The organism is Mesorhizobium sp. M7A.F.Ca.MR.176.00.0.0 (genome assembly GCF_004023165.1).
Classification (GTDB): domain Bacteria; phylum Pseudomonadota; class Alphaproteobacteria; order Rhizobiales; family Rhizobiaceae; genus Mesorhizobium.
Genome location: NZ_RZTC01000007.1, coordinates 78,420 through 101,719, shown reverse-complemented (window position 1 = coordinate 101,719; position 23,300 = coordinate 78,420). Strand labels below are relative to the sequence as shown.

The following is a 23,300-nucleotide window of genomic DNA, read 5'->3' as shown; positions in this document are numbered from 1 at the left end:
GAGGCGGTAGGGCGGCGTTCCACCGGGCAGCTTTCCAGCAATTGATGCCTTACTGCCGCTTGGCAGGGATTCCTGATTCCAAGCGAGTTCCGAGATCGTCAAGGCCTGCGGCGCCGCCGTCCCAAATCCCGCGGAGCCGTAATAGAAGCCCAGAATGGTCCGCAAGACACCTAAGATGATGGCGAGCAGGTCCTTGCCTAGTTGAAAGCGACCGGGCCGGCGGACCCCACTCCCACAATTAGTGTTGCGGTTAAACATCATTGGTCATTTGCCCGCCGAAAGGCTTATTCTTCTGCAAAGACGCTCCCTTAATTCGGGCCGCAGATCTTCTCTAACACCAGTCCGAACACCACCTAAGGACTATCCGCAGGCGGGGATTCCCCGATCTCTTGCCTCTTGTCGGGAACAGGTTTCGACAGCAAACCCGTTCGACCAGATGGTAACTTGGTCACTTCCGCCTACCCCCTTGTAGCAGCTGCCGTCGACCGGCGAAGTCTTCTCTTTCAACCCAGTTGCCTGAGAGCGCCTGAAAGCCAACACCGAAGCGCAATGAAGCATGAGCTCCGTTATCATGTGATCATCAAGCTGATTGGAACTCAGAGCCTCCTTGATCCTGGAAATCTGGTCAGGGGTGCCTATGTCCTCTGCACCGACACTGACCAACGCTTGAAAATGTAGGCGTTCCTGACTCTTTGTCTTCTTGTCGTTTTTGGTACGCGACTTACTCGATCGCTTGGCTTTGTCAGCTTTCTGCGCTTCGGGAACTGTTTTCCTTGATTTTCCCATCGAACAACACCTTCACTGGAGGGGACTGACCAAGCCTCTGATCCCGGTCTGAAGCTGAGTATTGAGATGCGTAGCCTCGGCCAAAGGCGTAAGGCCCGTTGGCCTTCCCTTGACCGATTTATCAAGCGGGCCGAAAGTGAACACGAGTTCGTGGGTCCGGTCGCGATTTGTGCTGAAGAATGTTCCGGAGGGGTTCACACTCGCCCGAACGAGCTTCCAGGTCGGCGTGATCGAACCGGAAGTGACGATCTTGAAGGACACGGTTTGCGAAAGCACGTTTTTCTGTCCGGTGATCGGCACGCTGGATCCCGGGCTGTCAGCGACATTGAGTATCGTGGCGCCGATGCGGCCTTCAAGAAGTGAGGACAGCTTCAAGTCACTGTCGACAAGGAGGGAGCCTTCCTTGTTTCCACGGGGGTCGCGGCACCCTCTTTTAGTGGAATCGACGGAGAATAACTGGGGCCTGTACAAATCCGCCACAGTGAAAAAGACGTTCGTCTTTTGCAGACGGGTCGCTTCAGCGGAACCTGCTAGTCCGGCAGCCGCAGTGAATATCGATGAAGGGCCCGAAGGTGGGGTAAGAAGGACCGTCGGGTTCACCGATGTCTTTTCGACAACCGTGAGGTTGATGGCGACCTCAACGCCCCAGTTGTTGAGGAAATCGGTATAGGTCTGTTGTGTCTTTCGATATGTTGCGTCTCTTCTGTCATTCTCTATCACTTGCGTTACGGTGTAACTAAGCTCGCAGCCAACGCTTCTGATGATCGTGCTGATCATGTCGCTTTCTTTAAGCGTGTTTGCGTTGGGCCATTCGCGAGTGCTCGGAACGTACGTTCCGCAGTCGGCAAGGGCAAGGCAGAAGACAGACGTCAGCACGCAGCGCCAGAAGCACATAGATACCACCCCAATGCTCAGACTTAAAAATGTATAAGCTTTTCGGGAAGGGACATAATTCCCTCCTCGACTTACCCCCTATGCTCAGCCGCAGCCTTCTAATGATAAAACTAAATGCCGCTTCGAAGATAAAGAAGGTAAATGCGATTCCAATGAAATCCTTGTGCCTGAACGGCACTAGATGACGGAAAAGTTTATGAAGCTCCCTAGCCTCTTCTAGGCCATCATCACTCAAGTGTGTGATATTGGCAATATAGCTCCGCAGCGATTGTCGTTGCCGGGAGTTATTGTTCTAATTCTGGTCACAACTGTTGGCAGCGTCGCGGTTGGCCCGATGCGACAAAGACGACGAGCGAAATCATATTACTGCTCCTATCCACCTAAGGCCGCAGGTTCTCGAAATGATAGAAGTTGGCCGTATCAATCTTAGGGCGACAAAAGCTACTGTACCCTGGCTAAGGTTTGCGCAGGTTCCATGGCCGAGATGATTTCTGTCGGCTCGCCACTCGTGTGGAACGGCGTCATAAATTTGATCGGGGTTCCGTTGATTTCTGTTAATTGGCCGCTCCAAGCCAGTGAATAGAGCTTCTTTAGGTCGGCAGTGTCGTCTGCGGTCAACTTACTGTCCGCGCCGTAGTTCATGATGCTGAATTTCTTATGCGTCCCAAAAATGATGGAGGGCCAAGCGGTCTCACTGACCTGCGCGAAAAAATGCCTAAGGCCAAAAATGTGACCGATTTCGTGAACTAAGGTCTCAACCTGCTCTGTCGGGTCTTGTTCGAATATCTTGGGATAGATAGTCACGACGTGCCGACCGCCGTCGGGGAAGAACGCGCTGGCCAGTACGCAACCGTTGACGTCGCAGTCGTCGCTGTGTTTCACCACAATCTCGAAATCCCAGGCGTCGTCTCGCTGCGCGAACTTGATTGGCACTGCATCGCCCCAAGCAAGAATGGCCTTCGCGAACAAATCCTCAACTTGAGCCTTGACTTTGGCGGGATCTGCAAACGATTGCACGGAGCTCTCACGGAACTTCCAGCGCAGCGTTGTTCCTTTTGCCCACAAAGGAATAAAGCCTTCTGAGGCGTCGACGACGATTTCTAACGGGGATTTGCCCTTTGGGGTCTTGTGCCCGCGCTCTTCGGTGTCGCAGCGGACACCCTCCCGGATAACGTGGACAAGGGGCTTGGTATTGCGCTCGGCGGCTTTATCGTCCCGGAGTTCCGGCGAAACGCTGGCTTTGGTGGACTTCGCGGGCGATAGTGTCGTTTCTTTTGTCCGTGCCATATGAAAGTTCTCCCCCATCCGTGATGAAACGCATTCGGCGATCTTGGTCTGCCGGGTTCCCGACTTGCAGCGCCCCGCTAAACCCTTTTTAAGCTGGGACATTCTTAAACCAGCTTGCCCGCGTCCCGGGCAAAGCCTGCACGTGGTCTTCCATTGCTGAAGGCGCAGCGTCCGGTTCGGGGCCGTAAATAATCCTTAAGGCCGCTTGCATCGTCGGCACATCCAAGACCCGTCCCGAGTGACCAGGATGATTGTGCCCAGCGTGATGGGTTGGGGATGATGACGCACGCGCCCCCTCCCATGGCTCGTCGTTCTTCACCCAAGTCCCGTCGACCGCGAACCATTCCACGCCGTCAAGGGTCATTGGCTTGACCACTCCAGGTCGCAGGGCTTCGTGGGCGCGGTACCAGTCGTCGATGCGGTCATCGACCCACCCGTGCAGCCGCCAAAAAATCGGATTAATGTGCGACGAAAAAGTCTCGCCTAGATAGTCGTACTCGGGATCCAGCCATTTTTCATCGAAGTCCAGTGCGTCGCGGCCGTTGGGAAGCGGCAAACCGCGCTTGGCCACATCACCGATAGGGTCGCGGGTCACCGAGGTCCACCGCATATGCATCCAATTGTGGATGGTGAACTCAATCCGTGAACCAAGCTCGCCGAGCGACAGGGAGGCGAGGTAGTCCGCGGAGGTATAAAGCGCCTCCCATGCCTGGAATCGGCCATAAAGCGTTGAGGTTTTCCTCAATTCGAACAGCCAATTCGTCGTGTCAGGGTCACCCGGCACGACCCACGCTGGCGGCAGGGAGTATCCATCGAGATTGCCAATCTGCGACGCCTTCGTTTCGGGCGCAAACGACGAGGGGAACTGCTGCTGCGGCAGACGTCGCCAGGTCCCGACAGAGGGATCCATAGCTCGAACCTCCTTCACCATGCGCCGGTGCATGTAGAAAAAATCTTCGCCCGAACCGTTGGCGAGTCGATCGGCCGACAGACTTGCTCGCTCTTTGGTTTTTGGGCCAGGCTGCCAACCGGTTGCGCGCAGAGCCTCCTTCTTGGGGTCGCTCAGGTTGTCCCATGTGTCGCGCGAGGCGTGCCAAAGCGCATGATGGTAGCGATGCTCTGCCGAGCTCATCATGTCGATGATGCTTTTCGCTAGGGGTATCGTTTTGCGTGGTTCAAGGAAATCCGACTTGACCGCGACAAAAGAGAACACTGAACCCGCCGGCGCTCCATTATGGGCCACGGTGCGCGTCACGGTTCCTACGATCGTTGGGCGATTGCGCGGCGCGTCCGGCCACTCGGGGGATAGGTAGCCCCGGTAGTCGTAGATCCAGCCCTCATACTCGGATTGAGGCTTGCCCTTAGCACGCCAGCTAATCACCGCAGGGTTGCCAGGTATAACGGTGCCTTCAACGAGTAAGTAGGGTTCGCTACCTACACAAAGATCTGGGCGCTCCCCCAATAAACCATAGATGCGCCCGTCCTCGCTAACTTCGAGGGATAGTTCGGCTTCCCAAACTGTCAGTTTGCCAAAATCGCCAACATTCCCCGCGACATTTAGAAAGCTACGGTACGTCCAGATGCCAGGGATATCTAGATTGATACCCATCGACGCCCCCACCCCTTCATTTCCGCTTCCTTATATTAGCAATAAAGCTTGGCGAGTCGACTCCTATTTGTCGTAATGTCGAAGTGTGGCGGGTGCACCTTGAACAAATCAGCGCACTAGATTCAGTTAAGACCCCATATGAATTTTGCGAATAAGCGTCATCGAGGGTTTTCTCTGAAATCGACATGTATGAAGAGCGAGCTCCAAACGTCCGGGAGTAGCGCGAGAACAGCTGGAGCCGCCGTGTCTGCAAACGCTCAGGCGGGTGGAGGCCGTCTCGGATTCGGAAGCGGCTGTTGTGTTGCGGTCCTTGCCGACGACGACCGTCCATACCACCGTCTTCATGTTGTCATAGATGACTTGGGTCTTGATTTTCACTGGGACTCGTTCTTTAGTATGTTCGAGGGCTAATACGTTTTCTGCAGAATAAACTGCGTTCAGACCTTGCGTTTGGCGTGAGTATTATGGCGGACCGCAAGGCTTACGGGGCTCGAGCATTTATGCGCGATCGTATGCCAGGAGATGCTTAGCTGGATAGACGAGATGTCGGTCCACGAGATCGTCTAACGTTAATGTTTTTTTCAAGCAGGCGGCGATTACTGCGGCGCGCCGCGGACCGCTTTCCCAAAAAACACCTAAGCATTCGGACCTGATTTCACTGCGATGCCTATCGAAGATAGCGAATAAAACGCGTAGGCTTCAGCGTCATTCGGATCGTTCGCAGAGTCTACAACGGCTACAGAAGGTTTAAGTAGGACTTGCGAGGAGCGAAGACAGACGAGCAGTTCTTTCGGGAGCGCCAGTGGTGCGACTTTGATATCTGCCTCCAAAGTTCTACCCCCTACAACGGGAGTGGCTCTCGGGCGCAGATCTATATGGAAAATGCATTCACCGAATATTGCGCAGCCGTGACCGGCGACTGACGCACACTTACGTTCCGGGATCATGGGTGGGGAAATGGCAAGGGCTGCAGCTACAAAGAGAACCTTCGACGCACTGCCTGACACGATTGACTTCCGAGATGCAATCTTTACGCCGACACTTATCCGTGTCGCGCCCGAAAGTGATATCAGCGCCTATTATGGCCTTGGCATACCCGTCCTGGATCAGGGCCGAGAAGGTGCATGCACCGGCTTCGGTTTGGCGACGGTCGCAAACTATCTCCTGAGGGTCCGAGAAAGGAATCCGGCGGCCGACGAAGTAAGTGCCTGGATGCTTTACGCGATGGCCAAGCGTTATGATGAGTGGCCCGGGCAAAATTACGAGGGATCCAGTGCGAGGGGAGCCATGAAGGGATGGTTCAAGCACGGTCTTTGCGCTTATGCGCTCTGGAAAGAACGCGATCCCGATCCCACTGTTGAGGAAAAGCGGTCTGCGGACGCGCTTGCTCGTCCGCTCGGCGCTTATTTTCGCGTGAATCACAAAGACCTCGTCGGCATGCACGCGGCGATTAACGAAACCGGCATTTTGTATGCCACGGCGCGCGTTCACGACGGATGGCAGTCGGTCAAGCCGGAACAGGAGAATATTGAATATCGTCCCGGGCAGATTGGCGGGCACGCCTTTGCGATCGTAGGTTACAATCGCCGAGGCTTCTGGGTTCAAAACAGCTGGGGGGAAAAGTGGGGCGCAAAAGGGCTGGCAAACCTGTCCTACACGGACTGGCTCGCGAACGGCACAGACGTATGGGTCGCGTCACTCGGCGCACCCGTCGACCTGACCTCGTCGCTTGCTACCGCAAACATGAGAGCGGACGCTCCGCGCAGCTACCAAAGCCAGGTTTATGCAGACCTTCGTCCATACATCATCACGTCGAAGAACAATGGTGTCTTGGACGACAAGGGCACCTATGGCTTAACCCCTGCCGGGTTGAAAACTCTGATAACTGAGCGGATGCCGCGCGCCATGTCTTCATGGCAAACTAGGCGTGTGCTGCTCTATGCTCACGGCGGTCTGGTCGGTCAGGACGGTGCGGTGCAAACGGTTTCAAGCAATCTCGCGCCGTTGCTTCAATCGCAGGTCTATCCTCTCTCATTCATCTGGCGCTCGGACGTTTGGACGACTTTATCAAACATATTGAGGGACGCAATTGGGCGCCGGCGGGACGAAGGCCTCCTGGACAAAGCCAAAGATTTCATGCTCGACAGGCTAGACGACACTCTGGAGGTCGGCGCGCGAAACCTCGGAGGTAAAGCGCTGTGGGACGAGATGAAAGAAAACGCGCGGATGGCGACGGAAGAGAAACTTGGCTCGGCGAACTTAGTAACCGACCATCTCATCAAGCTCCACAAGGACGGTGAGATTGATGAGGTCCATCTCGTCGGACATAGCGCAGGATCGATATTTCATGCCCCGGTCGTTTCAAAATTCGCCAAGGCCAAAGTCCCCTTAAAAACTGTCAGTCTTTGGGCGCCTGCGTGCACAGTCGCGCTCTTCAATGAGACCTATTTGCCAGCGCTCAAGAAGGGAATGATCGAGAAATTCGATCTTTATACGCTTGACGACCCAACGGAGCAGGACGACGATTGCGCCGGCATCTATCATAAGTCGCTGCTTTATCTTGTCAGCAACGCGTTTGAAAAAACACCTCACATCCCTGCTCTAAAGGACGGAGTTCCTATCCTCGGCATGGAAAGATTTGCCAAAGATGCGCTGGGGACGCTATTCGACGGAACAACCAAGCAGTGGAATTTAGCTCCGGGTCCAGCCTCTAAAGCAAGGCACCACGGCGATTTCGATAACGACGAAGTGACATTACTGTCAACGCTGCATCGAGTGCTCGATGGTTCCGTAACCAAGATAGCCAAGGATCTCGCGAAGCGTAGGCCGACTGGCTCCAATATACAGAAGCGAGAATTCAGGCAGTCCCTCGACCAAAAGCTCGGCCAGCCTTCCGCAGCGAAGTGAACCCATGCTTCCTAAGTCCCGCGGGCCAGTCCGTCTACGTTGATACGCCTGGATATGTTACGGAGTTCAGAGCTCACGGAGCTTACTCTCCACGAACCGCAACACTTGGTGACCACCTGCCTGCGGCGTACGCATCCGGTGAAGACCGCAGACGTGCGTATCCGGCGGCCATGAGGACTGAGCACCGGAGTGCTGGCGTCAAGTTTTTGATGGGGAGACGCGATAATATTCTTCGAGGAGGAGTTTGAGCTCCTCGATGCCTTCATCGGTGAAGGCCAAGATCCCGTCGTCTCGTTGGGTGCCGTACACCCAGATGACGCCGTCCTCCGGCTCGAGACCGAGGGTCAGTTCGTGGATGAGCGCTTCGCTGACGCCGAGGTCGCTGGCGACACGGCCGACGGTGTAGACGTGATGCACCTTATTGCGCTGCATGATCAGGCGGCAGCTGGTTGGGTCCGCAGTTTTGCGGACCTCCAATTCCACAGCAGCAGATCATCGGCCGGATAGGCGGGCAGTCGGGCGAGGGCGTCGGCGAGCCAGGCCTGCGGGTCGATATCGTTCATCTTGGCGCCGACGATCAGGCTGTAGAGAATGGCAGCGCGCTGTCCGCCGCGATCGGAACCGCAGAACAGCCAGGACTTTCTGCCGAGAGCGAAGACTGATTCATTATGCACCCCCTCTTCAAATGGCGGGAAACAGCGATTTCTGATTATCGTCGTTGATGATACGCGGAGATTTGCGCGCCAAATCGGCCTTGATCCGTTCATCTTCAAGGTCGCTGGCGCGGATCTGGTAGGGCGCGCCGGGGCATGACCTGCTCGGCTGGCAATATGCCGTCCCTGACGAACCGGCGGATTTTGACGTGCGACACGCAAGCTTCGCGGCCGCGTCCGACATGGTAAGCCACTCGCCGTTCTTGTCGGAAGACCGATAGCCGCTGATCTTGTGCACGTGCGCAGGGATTGGACGCGTCGCGCCGTCCAGGTCTTTCCCTGACCCGTCTTCATGCCCATGCGGTTGAGTGTGGCGGCGATTTCGGCATCCGACCATCGCGTTGCCATGGATCGCATGACCGCCAGAGCCTCCTCAGGCGTACTCTGGCCATGCTCTCCGGATTTGGGCTTGCGAACCCTTACCTGGGAATGCTGGCCCCCATGCCAATGGATGGTCAGGATCACATCGCGCGCGTCGTCATCGACGTCCGCCACAATGTCCTTGATGAGCGCGCGCAGCAGTTGCTGACGGCAGCGCATATCGACACCCGGCGCATTCCAGGCGGCTTCGAGATCCTGGGCGAGGCCGGTGAAGTCAGGGATCGCGTCGACAGGCTCCATACGCTGGACTTCACTGAGCCGGGCCTCGCAGGTCTCCACGCGCCTGAGCGTAGCTTCCCAGTTCCTCTCGAGCTGGGCCGCTATAAGCCGGTTCTCCGGGTCGCAGGCGGCGTAGCGGCGCTCGGCGAGCGATGCCTCATAGCGTGCCTGCTGCAGGTCCATCTCGATCATCTGCCGCCGCCTGGCTTCGCTCTCCAGCTGCATCTGTTCAGCCTCCAACGCCGCCTCGATCGCCATCGGCGCAACCGCCTCCAAGGCTTCGCGGGCCACCGCCGCATCGGTGCGAAAGCCGTTGAACGACATGCATCGCGCCTGCGCCATCATGGTGTTCTCGCAACGATAGACCGGGTAACCTTGGCCACGTCCGGCATACGTGACAACCAGTCTTCGCCCGCATCGACCACAGGAGAGAAGACCCGGGAGCAACGCGCGACCGCCGCGGCCCGACTTGACGCCGCCGGCTTTGCCATAGGCGTTGGCGGCGAGAAGTTCCTGGTTCCGTTCGTACTCGCTCCATCCGATATAGCCTTCGTGATGCTCCTTGAGCACCACCGCCCAATCGCTGGCCGGCTTGTAATGACCATAGCTCTTGCGGACGCGGCCATCCACGATCTCGGTGCGCTTCTCGCTCTTACCATAGACATAAGCGCCGGCGTAGAACGGGTTCTTCAGGACGGAGATCACGTTGCGGTAGCGGACCGGAACCCAGGCGAAGGACACCATCTTCTTGCCGTCGGAGGGTCTGGGGAAATGCACGCCATCGTCGATCATCGAGATCAGGACCTGGCGCGCACTGCCGAGTTCGCGGAAACGCGCGAATATCAGGCGAATGGTCTCCTGCAGGCGTATATCGGGATCGAACCCGAGACCGTAATCCCGGTGCCAGACGTAGCCGAAGGGCACAGAGATGCGCTGTTCGCCGCGCTGTGCCTTGGCGCGGGCAGCTTCGTACATGCGAGCACGCAGCACCCCGAGTTCGAACTCGCTTATGCTCCCCTTCATGCCGAGCAGCAGGCGATCGTTCGGCAGTCCCGGATCGTAGACTCCGTCCAGATCGATCACCCGTGCATCGGCTTCGCCGCACAACTCGAGCAGCCGATGCCAGTCCGGTCCGTTGCGAGACAGGCGGGACGCCTCCAGGCAAAGCACAGCGCCCACATGACCGGTGCACAGATCGTCGACCAGGCGTTCGAAACCGGGACGTTCCACAGCTCCACTTGCGGTGCGTCCCAAGTCCTCGTCGATCACCTCAACCTTGCGGAATCCCCAGCGCCGCGCGACGTCGACCAGCTCATATTGCCGACGCTGGCTCTCAAGATTGAGCTGCACTTGCGCCTGCGTGGACTGACGTACATAGACAACGGCCCTGCGCTTGAGGATGGTGGCCGGAATCAGATTACGGCTCGTCATCGCGGCTCTCCTCCGTCACGATACCGGCGGCGGCCATCAGCACATTGGCGAGCCGGGCGATCACGATCGTTCGTTGCGCTGCGCTCAGCCCGACTAGCTTGTGCGAGTCGAGCGGCATGCTGAGCTGGCGAACGATCACGAGAGATCGTGTCGGTGGCGGCAAGGTTCTCATTTTGAGTCTCCCCGATGATGAAACCATCCGGAGAGCCTCGCCGGAAACGGCGCTGGATCAAGAGCTTGTTCAGTTCAAGCAGTGCAGCAAGCGACGCGCGCGGGGAGCCCAGATCCATTGCTGCGCACGCCACGGGATCTATCATCCAGGCCGGAGCGGTAATGACATGCCCGGCACGATGACGAGATGAATGATCCGGCCGTTGGCGCGTTCTTCGCTGTTCTCGCAGCGAAGCCGGCGTCCGAAATACGGATGCCAGCGATAATGGACTTCGACCTCCTGCCCAACATGGGCAGAATGACCCCGAGATTGCGATGCCGCGCAGGGCTCGCTCGGCTGCATTGTTCGATAGGCAGATCCGCCCATCGTCGAGGAACCGGGTGAAGGATGACCACCGGCGCAGCATGTAGTTGAAGGCCTTGCTCAGGTCGTGTCCGCGCGAAATCTTGTCGCGCGTCTCGATCATCCAGCGCTCGAGCTCGGTGACTAAGCGCGCGCTCCGCTCCTGGCGCACGGCGTGGCGTTGGGCTGGCGACAGGCCGTTGATCTCGCGTTCGATATCGAACAGGGCATCGATGCGCTTCACGGCTTCGACCGCCAGCGGATAGACCAGGTTGGGCTTCTCGCTGCGCGCCTTCTTGCGCGCCGCCGCTTCGATATCGGCCAGCTCGAACACTTTGCGCCGACTGTGGGCCCAGCAGCTGGCTTCCAGAATAGGCGCCGGCTGACGGCCCGTCGCATAGAGATTGCCGTAGCCACCAAAGGCATCGGCCAGCATCAGCCGCTCAACCGCCAGGTAGCGCGCGATACATTGTGGCCCCTAGTTAATTTGTCAGGGAAACTGCATAAGATTGAAGCCAACGGACTGTGGTTGCGCAAGCTATGCTTGCCGCCGCTTTGCCGCAAGACGTTCCGACTTGTGCGTAGGTACTAGCCCATTCCAATTCAGGGGGTCATTGATGCGTCGCCTATTTGTGCTTCTGAGCCTGTTGTTTTCAAGTCTGGCGGGCGCGGCTGCCGCGCGTGATATCAGCATTGCCACCTGGAATCTGGGTTGGCACATGGATCGCGCGGCAGTCACGGACTGGATTGAAGCCTGCACCGCAACTTACGAGTTGGACCTGGCCACAAAAAGATACCGCCCATCGACACAGATCGGTGCGCAGTTCGGATGGGACATCAACGCATTCGATATAGAGGGTTGGGATGCCGCCCGCTTCCCTGTTTGCGATGTCTACGGAGCCAATAAGCAGGGATTCGGATTTGCCACCGTCCGCGTCACACGCGCCGCGTACGAGCAACGGCGCACCCAAATACAAAATTTCATCGCGAACAGCGTTCCGGCCGATATCATCGCATTTCAGGAAGTAAGCGGCAAAGAAGCTGTTCTTGAGGTTTTGCCAAACGGCGCTGCCGATTGGGAGGTCTGCTCCTTCACGACCTTCAAGGTCCAACGTCTTGCCATCGCATGGAAGAGGTCTCTGGGCAGTCAGATAGCTTGCGCGACCGAAGACCCTCTGACGCTCAAAGATGTCAGGCCACCCAAGGATCAGCCCCGGCCAGGGCTGTCCTTGGCCATCGATATCGGCGGAACGCGTCTGCAGGTCCTCAATGTGCATCTGAAATCGAGCTGCGTCTCCCCCATCGGTGGAAACCCACTGGCTGGAGATGCGTCCGCTTGCCAGATCCTGCACGATCAGATCGTCCCCCTAGAGACCTGGATCGACCGAGAGACGGCGGTCACCGACAAGACCATCCTGCTGGGCGACTTCAATCGCAACCTCTGGCACGAGCTTGAGGACTCCCGAGCGGTGCGAAGTGATGGCAGCGACCCTACAACCCCACTCCCCGCCGGCGTGCGCGTGAGCTCCCTGTTTGAGGAAGTCATCGACGGCAAGCCTGCATCGAGCGCCTTCACGATGCTCAAGGAGCTGTGTCCTCTCAATGAGGTTGGGAAGCTTCTGTGCGGGATGGGTGAGACACGAGCACTTGATACGCCAGAAGTCGATGTCTTGAGGTTTCACGCCTATCTTGGGTGCCGAAATCCCATCGGGCTCGACCACATCTTGCTGGGACGGGGCCTTGTCCCTCGAGGTGATGCGACGCATACCTCGATTGGAAGACTCGGGGGGAGTCGTCATCCCAACAAAGACAATCCCGAGCCGCTGCTCGGCATCGCAGACCATTGCCCGTTGATCGCAAGTTTTAGCTTTTAGGTCTGAGAGACTCGGTGCGTTCTTCGCTTGCGGTTTCATGGTCGCACAGATGAATAAGGACGTCTTATCCCTTGCGTTTAACGGGACCCCAATCTTTGGAACCCTGCCGCGAAGGGGTGAGGAGATGGCGTTCACCGATCCCTCGGTGTTGTATTGTTGCGTTTCACGAGTTCTACAGTAGTCTGCAACTGACTGATTTTCATGGGGCTGCGCTGGAATTCCAGGACTGTCGTCAGCGCAAGGCGGCAGTCGGGGGGGAATAGCGCATGCCGGCCAATAACTGGATCCGATTTCTTCGGAACTACGGACCCATTCCGACCAACGATAATATGTACGACGAGACCATTCAGCGGGCGTTGGCTCGTTTGAAGATGCAGCCTATCGAGCTGCCGGCTCAACATCTGGCATGGTTGGTCGGCAATTTCAGGTCAGACGAGTGCCAGTCCATCATCCTCACGGGCACCGCCGGCGACGGAAAGACGTATCACTGCCGACGCGTGTGGCTTGAGCTCGGAGGCACGATCGAAGATTGGAACGGTGGGGAGAAGATCCAGCGCCTCAGCTTGGGGTCTCGCCAGCTCATTGTCGTGAAGGACCTGAGCGAGCTCCGCTCCGATGAGAGTAAACCGCTGATCGAGCAGATGGCGTGGGATGTCGCAGACACTAATTCCCCCAGGGTCTATCTGATGGCGGCCAATCATGGCCAGCTTCTCGAAAAGATGAAGACTGCCGGAAGCGATAAGACGACAAGCGCTCTTGTTGAGGCGGTTGAGAATCTCCTGGTCGTTGGCCGGAGTGGGAACGCTGCGATTAAGCTCGATTTGAGAGACCTCAGCCGGTCTGCCGCCGCCGCGATGATCGATCAGGTAATCGATGCGGTGACGCTGCACCCGGGTTGGGACGGGTGCGCGGATTGCCCTGCGCTAAATGGAGCAACCTGTCCGATCCGTGAGAACCGCGAACGGCTGGTCGGAAACCACGACAGTAGTCTCTTTTGGCGACGGCTCGGCAATCTGGTCGAAGCCAGCGAACAGAATGGTGGTCACTTTACCATCCGGCAGGTTTTATCCCTCGTCACGAACATCATTCTTGGCCATCCCGATGCACGCGACGGACTTATGGCGTGCACTGATGTCGCCGAACTGGCAGCTGCGGGAACCGCGGAGCGAGCCAGTCCCTACCGTAATGTGTTCGGCGGCAATTTGAAACCAAGCCGAGCGGAACGAACCGAACCCTTTCGCAAGCTCAACCTGTTCGGCATAGGATCGGAAACGAGCAACAAAGTCGACAATATACTGGTCTACGGCGCCGACGATCCGGCACTGGTGGAAACGTACCGGACCCTCGTGCAAACCGATCAGGTCTACGGCGAAACGCTAGCCTATAAACGGGCGCAACAGTCCTACCTCGAGGGCGACGATCCGAGCGCCGTCTCCCGTTTTCTCGGGCTCCTACGCGGGCAGCGTCAGCGGTTGTTCTTTACAATCTCAGACGAGCTGGCAGACACGTTGGACCTCTGGGACCTGACCGTCTTTCGGTACGCTGGGCTCTATCTCGAGACCAGTCGCGCATTGGCCGAGAAACGAGCGTTACCACGGCAGGTGATGCCCATGCTCATACGCGGGCTAAACCGGGTGTTCACTGGCATGCTGATCCAGAACCAGGACGAACTGGTTCTTGCAAGTTCGGGAAGCCAATCGCAGTCGAGAACCAGCCCTCTGCTCGAGGAATTCGTGTCCGTCGCCCGCAGGGCCGGCGAGGAGGTGGCGCTGCTCGGTGACGGGGATGGAGGCATGAAACTGGTGGTTCGACTCGCACGTGACGATCCGCCTGAAGTCACGCTGCAGCTGTCCACGACCCGTTTTGAATTCTTGGGACGTGTGGCCGAGGGCGCACTGCCTACGAGTTTTTCGCTCGAGTGCCACGAGGACCTTCTAGCGTTCAAGGCACGACTGCTGAGCGCCGTCGAACGGCGGCGATTCCTTGATGGAGACGATCGTAGTGACGGGATCGTCCTCAAGTTCATCGACCTTAATTCTGACGGCCGTGCATCATCGCGTAGCGTCACGGTGAGGCTCTGATGATGGAGATCCTGAAACGCCCTATTTCCCATGAGGATCGCACAGGACCAGCGTTCTGGGTCGACGAAGCGATTTGGGGGCACCGCCTGCATGACGAACAGACGCCCTGGCTGATACTTCTCGAATTCCTTGGCGTGCTCCGATCCGAACAAGTCGCCGGGCGCGCTTTTGCGGAAGGGGAGTTCAACGCACTTTCCTATCGTCCGCAGACACAATTGCGACTGCGCAATCTCATCTTCAATAATCCCTACCTTTTGACCATCGGGGCAGAGAGGCTCTCCGACGATGCAGCCTGGACCAAATGGCTGGAGTTAATGGAACAGAACGCCGGCGGCCTCGAGAGCCGGGACTTCAGTTATCTCCGCGGCCGCTTCGACTCCTTCGATGATTTTGCCTCTGTGGTGGGATTCTTGCAGTCGTCCGCCATCGAAGGCGCCAGCAACAAACGCTGGAGTTCGAAGTTCGTTTTCCCCTTCGGTCCCAGCGCGCTGTACGAGGATGCTGCGGTGACGGCGTCTGGTGTCTCAACCGACAGGCGATTTTTTGCCCGAACCGGCGAAGTTCTCTATTTGATGCTATGCCGGTCCAAGCGGGCCACCGAGCTCAAAGAGCGACTGGTCGGAAAAATCTTCGACCAACCGACCGTCTACGATCGGCTGGTCGCTGCGCTGCAAGGCGAGCCACAACTTGCCGAGCGTGATCGGCCGGGCGCCTACCTACCCTGCTCAACCCACCCGATCTTCGATCAGCTCGCCGAGGATTGGATCGCCATTCTCGATAGCCCGATTTCGGTGTTCGACGCTCTGCCGCACATCGTAACCATCACCGGGCTCAATCTTGTTCGATACCAGCTTGACCGGGCGCGTGAGCTGCTCGACTCGGTGCCCATTACGATGATCTGCGAGATCGTGTCGCCAAAAAAGACCGTAATCCGTGACCTTGCGGCGGACTCTTTCCAAGCGAACAATGCGCTGCCCGGTCTTGCCATTGAGCATTACGTCCGCAGTGCCGAAACCTCTCATGAGTGGCAGCTCGCCGTTGCATCGGACGATGCCGTTCTCAGCGCCGCGGAGGTCCTCGGCCGCCAATTTGACTGGCCCGACCCTGACGACCTCCCGACCGGGATGAGCAATCCTGGCGACCTGATTGACGAGCTGGTCGGCAGGGCAAAAACGAGGCACGCGCAGCATGTGGGCAAGGTTCATTCGACCTGGGCGCGGCAGATCGGACTGAGCTCGCGTCGATCAAGCCGGCGCGTGCGCTACGCACCGACCGACCGCCTACTCAAGACACTTGTTGTGTGCTGCGTGAGCGAGCGGATGGAGTTCAAGGACTTCCTTGCCGCCCTCCACGATCGCTACGGCCTCGTGATCGGAGATCAACAGGCCGCGAGCATCATCGGCGCCGGGAAAGCCGATCAGGAAGACTTTTCAGACAATGCGCGGCGGCTGGAGGAAAGGTTGATTAGCCTCGGCCTGCTCAACCGGCTCTCGGACTCGGCCGCCTATGTGGAAAATCCGTTTCGCCGCGAGGTGCGAGCATGAACGCCCTCGATCTAATCGGCACAGCAGGCGCTGCGGCGCTCCAGGAGCGCCTGCAGGGCCTCGGGGCCGACAGCGGCACCGCTCGCTTCATGCTCGATCGCCTCACCGGACCGCAGGTTGCGGCGATCGTCACGCAGCTGGTTTCTGACGCTTCGATCCAGTCGCAAGTCAAGATTGCTGTTCCCCGCGCACTGGTCGATGGCCAGGGTCTGCCCGATTCCGTGATCACCGATGAAAGGACCGTCGCGTGGCGTCATGCCGAGTGCGACCGTCCCGCGCTCCTTATCGCGAACACCGACGATGATCAGGGCGCATCGTTGCACGATGTGGCGTTGATCGGTGCCAAGGAACTCAAAGAGGGACCCGCCTATTGGGTGCTCCCTGCATCCGATGGACTTGGGCTTCCGGAAGAGCACATCGAGGCATGGCACATAGCCCTCAAGGCTCTGTCCAGTGTCGATGACTGGCCCCTCGCGCAGCTCAGCAACTATGTTGCCATGACACGCGCGGCGATTGACACCATGTCACTACCCGTAGCGGACGCACTTGGCTGGGCGTTGCCGGCACTGCAATTGCCGCGCGACACAGGATACTTCCGATCGCAGCGGCCAAAGGATCTGCAGCAGCAAAGCCGATGGCGACGCCTTTACGACAAACTCATCGCTGACCGTAGACCGCTGCTTTCCAAGCAGCGGCCCAATCGCCAGCCGATCGAAGCCGACGAGCTGCGGGATCAGTTCGAGACGGTTCGAGACGAGATCGCCGCCGAGCTGCACCCGACGATCGAGGCATTCGTCGATTCGCCGACCGGGTGGCGCGAGGCGACGGAAAGGCTCGCCGAGCTCGAGTGGGAACAGGACAATATTCTTCTCATCTTTTCGGGACTCAAGCTCAAGAAGCTGAAGCTTCCGGAAGAGACCGCTCAGTTCTTCGACTACGAGCGTCCCGATCGCCTCAGCGACCCCGACAAGGCGTATCTCGGCGATCTCAAGGATCGATCCCTCAAGGAAGCCCGAGAGGACGACCGCGAGTTCTTCGAAGCTCATCGGGAGGATCTGGCGGCCAACAGGCAGTTGCGCGCCAAATGGGAGAAGTTCGTCTACGGACGCCCAATTGAGTGCACGGATTTCCTCGATGGCTTGGTCCGCAGTATCGAGCGTCTCTTTGCCCAGCTCGGCACGCTCAAGATGCCTCGGCGGATCGAGATCCGATCTTCACGCCGGACCAAGACGCAATGGCTGGACATGAATGCGGACGTGGCCCGCGCCTTCAGCCTCAAATACAAGGCCCTGCGTCAGGTTCTCCCACCGGCGGTTAGCTGGGAAACGCCGCACATTTTCGAGTTTGAGGCGCTGCTCGAAGCCGCAAGCAGGAGCCGCAAATTCCGCGAGAACGTCGCGACGTCGCGCGCAAACATTCAGATCAAGTTCGACCTCACTCTGACGGTGGGAAGCGGCCCAGGTGCGGAGAAAAACACGGTCCAGTTGATCTGGCGGGCCGAGCCAAACGCGATCGGACTGGCGTTGCCCGATGACTTGGCCCGGCTCGAAAAGAACCCATTCGGCATTGCCGAAGTGTCACGCATGCTGGTCAGCAAGAAGGGAGCGATGCAGTCGGTGTCGCTCGCCGACGTAGGCACTTTGCAACCCTCGTTCCGCCAGGATGCGGGATCGTTGGTTCCACGATCAACCAATGTCGAAGACTTAAGCAAGGCCCTGCCCAGGGCCATCAAGGCAGCCGTCGCGGGCGGTCGCATGACGCCGCCTGCCGGCGCGGACCTTGGAGAGACATGGACTGCCTTCGTCGCGGGCTACTCGGCTGCCATCGAAGATTGCCGGACGAACGGCATGGGGGGAACACTTCAGCTGGAACAGGCCGAGTTGTACGCCAGGCTGCTTGAGCAACTTCGTAGCTCGGCGCCAGGTGACCTAAACCGGCGGGACCTGTGGGAACCGATCCTGAGGATCGGCACGGTTCGGATTGCCGGTTCGACGCCGGCTGCGATCGTAGCGCCGTGGCACCCGATGCGAATGGCCGCAACGGCGGTCAAGATGCGATCGCTCTGCGGCCTGATTGATCACCTGCTCAAGGCCGAGGAAGTCAATTTCGGCGACCAGCGGCTCTTTTTTGCCGATCTCCGGTCCGAACTCGCTCACCCTTACTACCCGGAGGCAGTCCCGGGTTTCACCGGTGGCGAAGCGGTTCTGCTGACGGAGACAAGCACGCTCAACGACTACAGCTTCATGGAGCGGCCGGTTCGCGATCCCTCGGAAGCGTCCACGGATGTGGATCCGGCCGAGGCCGCGCGTGAGATCCGCGGGCTGATCGGCCGTTATCTCGACTTGCAGCCGCATGAGCGCGCCAATCTGAGCATCATGCTCTACAACTGCGATGCTGCTGGCCTGCCATTGGCCACGGTCAACGCGTTGGGGTCAGTCCACGAGGAAGAGGTCCACTGCAACGTCCTCGTCCGCCATCGAGACCGCTCCAAGCTCAACAAGGTCTATACCGATCTGCTGGATCAGTCCGGCAACGACCCCGACGCCATCGTCGTCAGTGAAACCTCGCTCAACTTCATGTCGAAGCTCAGAATTGGGGTGATGCTTGAAGGAAGCACTGGGCGTCGGGCACCGGACGAGCGCAGCGTAGACGTGGCGTTCCTGCATGATGTCGTATCGCGCCAGGCTAGAGAGGCCTGGTTTTCTGTCCCCCGCAACGACGACACGGACCCCTCGATCGCCGACCACGTGCCGCCTCGCTGGTCGTATCGCCGGGTGGTTGGAGAAGAACAACTCACCGCCACAAGCTATCTGGTTTCGCCCCGCCAACCTCGGGTCGGCTGGTCCTATCTTGACGCTCTGGCGGCTGTGATCCGCAAACAGTCCCATCGCGACAACGAGCATTACCTGCCCGCGCGTCAGATTTCGCTGCAGGACCATGGCCTGGAGGCCATGTTCAAGGATGTTCACGGCCTGGCGGAGTGGGTCGCCACTTATGACGACCTCCTCGACAAGCGGCAGCTCATGGCGCAGGGCATCAAGGTCATCCGGTATCGGCGCGAACGCACACACGGCCGAAACATGGTGGTGTCTTCGACGTCGGACTTGCGCGTCCTGCCGGTGCTTGTCCGTCGACGCCTAGATCAACTCAGCCTCGGGCTTAGCGACGACCGTCTATCGGCGCTCGCCGAGAGAATGATTGCCGATGCGACGGCCATCTCTGGCGATGTCATATTGCGTGCGGCCAAGCGCGGCGTATCAGCGGGGGAGTTGATAGGCCTGGTTCTCAGTCGTGCACTTGTTGCTGAGGAGCTTTTGAAGCGTCCGGCATCGTGGTTCCTCCTCGACGACTACGCGCAATGGCTGGGCCAGCGTGAGGAAGGAATTGCCGACATCCTTGCGCTCAGCGTGGACCCGGGGCCTGATGGGCGCCCAAGGCTTCGCGCTGTTGTAACCGAAGCGAAGTATGTCGAGACCAGTGGTCTGGCGGAAGCCAAACGTCATTCCAGCCAGCAGTTGCGACAGACAATGCGCCGGATCGAGGACGCGCTTTTCGGCGATCCAGGGCGGCTTGACCGTGACCTGTGGCTTTCGCGTCTTGCCGACATCCTGCTCGATGAACCGTCGGCTCTGACCGCGAACTTTTCGCTCGAGGAGGTGAGGAACGGGATCCGCAATGGAACGGTGGAGATCGATCTGAAGGGCTATTCCCATATTTTCGTATCGGGACCCGCAGACGCGGATGGCTCGTCCGGCGATCAGGACGAAGTGACCGAGGTTCGGGGATTGCAGGAGATCTACACGCGCGAAGGTCTGCGGCAACTGATCAAGGCCTATGAGGCCTCTGAACCGTTGATGCCGATCAGAAGCGCGCTGGGCGATCGCAGGCCGTGGGAGACATCTGAGTTTCGCGCGCCGGCACCGCGCGTTCGGTGGACGACCAGGAGTGGCCTAGCCAGTGGCAGCGGCCCCGAGCCGGACGCACCTCCGCCGAGCCCTCCGCCAACGACACCCACGCCCCTTCCGCCCGAGCCCAACGTGAGCACCGGAACAGCGGCGGTTGCTGATAGCGGCGAGGCTCAGCCTCATGCCACTGCCCGCTCCACAGCGCCCGATCGGGAGGAGCAGGAGGCGGCCGGACCGATCCCAGGGGGCAACGAGAGCTTTGCCGGCCTGGTGTCCCGGAGAGCGGGGCAGGTGCAGGAGGCGGCTGGTGAGGACGAACAATGGCTCGAGGCGACAGCCGGCCGGCTGCGAACGGCCCTTATGGGTTACAATCTACAGGCCAAGATCGCGGGGATGCGATTGACGCCAAACGCCGCCTTGGTGCGATTTGTCGGCAGCGACCGCCTGCGAGTCGAAGACATCGAGGCTAAACAATCCGCGCTTCTGACCACGCATGGCCTGCGAGTGATCTCGATCTCACCGCTGCCCGGCGAGATCGTGGTCGGCGTGGCGAGAGCAAAGCGGCAGATTGTCTCGATGTGGGATCTCTGGGAGCGCCGCACCCTGAACCGCAATGCCGCCGGTCTCAACACGAGCTTCCTTCTTGGTCTGCGCGAGCTGGACGGCGAAATTCTCTATCTCAACTTGCCATTCGCTGGCGTGTCACAACACGACCCGCATACGCTCATCGCCGGCGCGACGGGCAGCGGTAAATCGGTGCTAATCCAGGCGCTGATCCTCGACATCGCCGCGACCAATCCTAGCGCCCTAGTCCACATCCATCTGATCGATCCAAAAATGGGCGTCGACTACTCCGCAATCGAGCGGTTGCCGCATGTGAAGGGTGGGATCATCATTGACCAAGCGGCTGCGATCGAAATGATGGAAGGTCTCGTCATCGAGATGGACCGGCGGTACGAGCTGTTCAGGCAGAGCGGGGCTCGCGACATCCGATCGTTCAACATCAAGGCCGCGCCAGAAGCACGGCTGCCGATGAAGTTTCTCATACACGATGAGTTCGCCGAATGGATGCTGACCGAGGATTACAAGGGTGCCGTCACCTCGATTGTTTCCAGACTCGGGGTGAAGGCGCGAGCCGCCGGCATCCATCTGGTCTTTGCGGCACAACGGCCCGATGCCGGGGTGATGCCTGTTCAGCTGCGTGACAATCTCGGTAATCGGCTGATCCTCAAGGTCGCGAGTGTCGGAACCTCAGAGATCGCACTCGGGACGAAGGGCGCCGAGAACCTGCTCGGCCTCGGGCACCTGGCCGCGCGGCTGAGCGGCGAGGCCTCGACCGTCTTCGCACAGGCGCCGTTCCTGTCTGACGAGGACATAGAAGACGTGGTGTCGGCGATCGCGGCTCAGGACGGTTGAGCTGGCAAAACCGGAGGCGCGGGAGGACAAAACAGGGGGGCGAGGGCGTAAATGACCCCGGCGCACGAAATAGCCGCCGCGACCCACAACAGGAACTGAATGATCTTCACCGTCGAGGGCGGCCATTTCCTGTCCTTGTTCTTGAGCGAGACCGCATACTCGCCGTCGAGCTTGTTCAAATTGGTAATGTAGAGGCTGAAGGCCCGGCTGAAGCGACCCATGATGAAAACGCTTGCGATACTCACGACGGCCGCGAACAAGAAGATTGCGACGGCGATGAGCCGATCGGTCTTGAGCTGGGACGCCGCGAAGTACCACAACCCGCCGATCGCCACCGAGAACAGCGGGGGAATCTTGTAGAGAATGTCGTTCATCGCTCTGAAGTGCGCGTATTGCTCTTTGTAGATTTCCTTGACACTGACATCGTTGCCGTCGGGCATGGGGATGCGTATCTCCTGTTCCGCCAGTACTCTATCAGCAAATTGCCTGGGCCTCGACCGTGGGGCCGATTTCGAGTTTTTCCCGTCCCGGATAAGGTTGAGCTTGATCCGAAGACAGAGTCACACGCGCCCATGCCGATATATCTTGACGGTCACTCGACAACACCATTGGCGCCAGAGGCGATGGAAGCGATGGCACCTTGGTGGCATGCTCAGGTCGGAAATCCGCACTCACCTCACCTGAGCGGTATGTTGGCGTCACAGGCCGTTGAGACTGCGCGCTCGGAACTCGCGTCCCTCATCGGCTCTGATCCACAGGAACTCGTCTTCACGTCCGGGGCGACCGAGGCAAACAACATCGCGATAAGGGGCATTGCTCTCGCCGCGCTTGAACGTGGCATCGGGCGGCGTGACATTGTCGTATCGGCCATCGAGCACAAGAGTGTGCTGTCGTCCGCGAGTTCGCTGCGGAGTGCCGGCTTCCGCATCATCGAAGCGCCGGTTGATGTGAACGGCATCGTCGATATTTCAGCTCTCGAACGGTTGGTCGGCACCGAGACGCTCTTGGTGTCTGTGATGGCGGTCAACAACGAGGTGGGATCCATCCAACCGCTCGCCGATGTCGTTCGTATTGCCCGTGCGGCGGGGGCGCTCGTGCATGTCGATGCTGCACAGGGGGCCGGCAAGCTGCCTTTGGACTTTGCGGAGTTCGATTTAGCGAGCCTATCGTCGCACAAAATGTACGGTCCAATGGGCATCGGTGCGCTGTTCATATCATCTGCCGCTCCAATCCGGCCGTTGCCGGTGTTGTTCGGTGGCGGTCAGGAGGCTGGCGTTCGCCCTGGAACCGTACCGACGCCGCTCGTGGTCGGGTTTGGCGCGGCCGCCAAGGTCTCCAGGACGCGGCTCGCACCGGACGCCGCCCATTCAGGGCGGCTATCGGCTCTCTTCCTCGAAGAGTTGCGCGGGAGGCAGGTACAATTCATCGAAAATGTTTCCGCGCTGCAACGGGTACCCGGGAGCCTGAGTCTGAGATTTCCGGGCAATGAAGCAATGTCAATGATAGCGAAGGCCGGCGATCGTATCTCGATTTCCGAAGGATCAGCTTGCACGAGCGGGCAGATCACTGCATCGCACGTCCTTCTTGGGATGGGATTTACTCATCAGGAGGCTTCGGAAACTGTCCGACTGTACTTCTCCCGCTACAATACGGAAACGGAAGCCACGGACGCGGCAGTCGTGCTTTCGGAAATAGTGAGCCGCTAGGGATTGCTGCTGGCGGAGGTCTCCAGTAGCATC

At 58.9% G+C, this 23,300-nt stretch carries 12 protein-coding genes and 1 pseudogene; 6 read left to right on the top strand and 7 right to left on the bottom strand.

Features of this window, described 5'->3' with window-relative positions:
• Positions 1 to 798: 798 nt before the first annotated feature.
• The 3 genes from EOB59_RS04735 to EOB59_RS04725 all read right to left on the bottom strand — a co-directional run bounded on the left by EOB59_RS04735 (position 799) and on the right by EOB59_RS04725 (position 4,576).
• Positions 799 to 1,563: a hypothetical protein gene (locus tag EOB59_RS04735; protein WP_245486530.1), complete on the bottom strand. Its 765-nt coding sequence runs from the start codon at positions 1,561 to 1,563 to the stop codon at positions 799 to 801.
• A 558-nt stretch (positions 1,564 to 2,121) separates the two neighbouring features.
• Entirely contained in the window at positions 2,122 to 2,967 is an 846-nt protein-coding gene (locus tag EOB59_RS04730) for a matrixin family metalloprotease (protein ID WP_128287792.1), read from the bottom strand.
• An 88-nt stretch (positions 2,968 to 3,055) separates the two neighbouring features.
• Positions 3,056 to 4,576, bottom strand: a complete 1,521-nt coding sequence (locus tag EOB59_RS04725) for a hypothetical protein (protein ID WP_128287780.1) — start codon at positions 4,574 to 4,576, stop codon at positions 3,056 to 3,058.
• 957 nt (positions 4,577 to 5,533) lie between these two features.
• Here EOB59_RS04725 and EOB59_RS04720 point away from each other — a divergent pair.
• Positions 5,534 to 7,483 carry a C1 family peptidase gene (locus EOB59_RS04720; protein WP_128287779.1) on the top strand — a complete coding sequence of 650 codons (1,950 nt, stop codon included), beginning with the start codon at positions 5,534 to 5,536 and terminating at the stop codon, positions 7,481 to 7,483.
• A 198-nt stretch (positions 7,484 to 7,681) separates the two neighbouring features.
• On the opposite strand, the gene EOB59_RS04715 is transcribed toward EOB59_RS04720, so the two are convergent.
• From EOB59_RS04715 to EOB59_RS04695, 3 genes and pseudogenes are all read right to left on the bottom strand, one after another.
• Positions 7,682 to 7,915: a hypothetical protein gene (locus EOB59_RS04715; RefSeq protein WP_128287778.1), complete on the bottom strand. Its 234-nt coding sequence runs from the start codon at positions 7,913 to 7,915 to the stop codon at positions 7,682 to 7,684.
• A gap of 2 nt (positions 7,916 to 7,917) precedes the next feature.
• The gene (locus EOB59_RS04705) at positions 7,918 to 10,227 is read right to left on the bottom strand and encodes a recombinase family protein (RefSeq protein WP_245486529.1); all 2,310 of its coding nucleotides are present in this window, start codon (positions 10,225 to 10,227) and stop codon (positions 7,918 to 7,920) included.
• Between the two features lie 479 nt (positions 10,228 to 10,706).
• Positions 10,707 to 11,180 (bottom strand): annotated as a pseudogene (locus tag EOB59_RS04695) (transposase); the annotation flags it as partial.
• Between the two features lie 178 nt (positions 11,181 to 11,358).
• Here EOB59_RS04695 and EOB59_RS04690 point away from each other — a divergent pair.
• The 4 genes from EOB59_RS04690 (at position 11,359) to EOB59_RS04675 (ending at position 21,561) form a co-directional block, all read left to right on the top strand.
• A complete protein-coding gene (locus EOB59_RS04690) occupies positions 11,359 to 12,615 on the top strand; it encodes an endonuclease/exonuclease/phosphatase family protein (RefSeq protein WP_128287776.1) in 1,257 nt (418 codons plus the stop codon).
• Between the two features lie 266 nt (positions 12,616 to 12,881).
• Positions 12,882 to 14,696, top strand: coding sequence for a hypothetical protein (locus EOB59_RS04685; protein ID WP_206622030.1), 1,815 nt, complete (start codon positions 12,882 to 12,884; stop codon positions 14,694 to 14,696).
• On the top strand, positions 14,696 to 16,240 hold the full coding sequence (locus EOB59_RS04680) for a hypothetical protein (RefSeq protein WP_206622029.1): 1,545 nt from the start codon (positions 14,696 to 14,698) through the stop codon (positions 16,238 to 16,240). Before EOB59_RS04685 ends, EOB59_RS04680 begins: the two co-directional genes overlap by 1 nt.
• Entirely contained in the window at positions 16,237 to 21,561 is a 5,325-nt protein-coding gene (locus EOB59_RS04675) for an FtsK/SpoIIIE domain-containing protein (protein ID WP_128287775.1), read from the top strand. The genes EOB59_RS04680 and EOB59_RS04675 overlap by 4 nt, the downstream gene beginning before the upstream one ends.
• Here EOB59_RS04675 and EOB59_RS04670 read toward each other — a convergent pair.
• A complete protein-coding gene (locus EOB59_RS04670; RefSeq protein WP_128287774.1) occupies positions 21,549 to 22,001 on the bottom strand; it encodes a hypothetical protein in 453 nt (150 codons plus the stop codon). The two genes, EOB59_RS04675 and EOB59_RS04670, sit on opposite strands and share 13 nt — an antisense overlap.
• 132 nt (positions 22,002 to 22,133) lie before the next feature.
• On the opposite strand from EOB59_RS04670, the gene EOB59_RS04665 reads away from it, so the two are divergent.
• A complete protein-coding gene (locus tag EOB59_RS04665; RefSeq protein ID WP_128287773.1) occupies positions 22,134 to 23,267 on the top strand; it encodes a cysteine desulfurase family protein in 1,134 nt (377 codons plus the stop codon).
• Positions 23,268 to 23,300 lie beyond the last annotated feature (33 nt).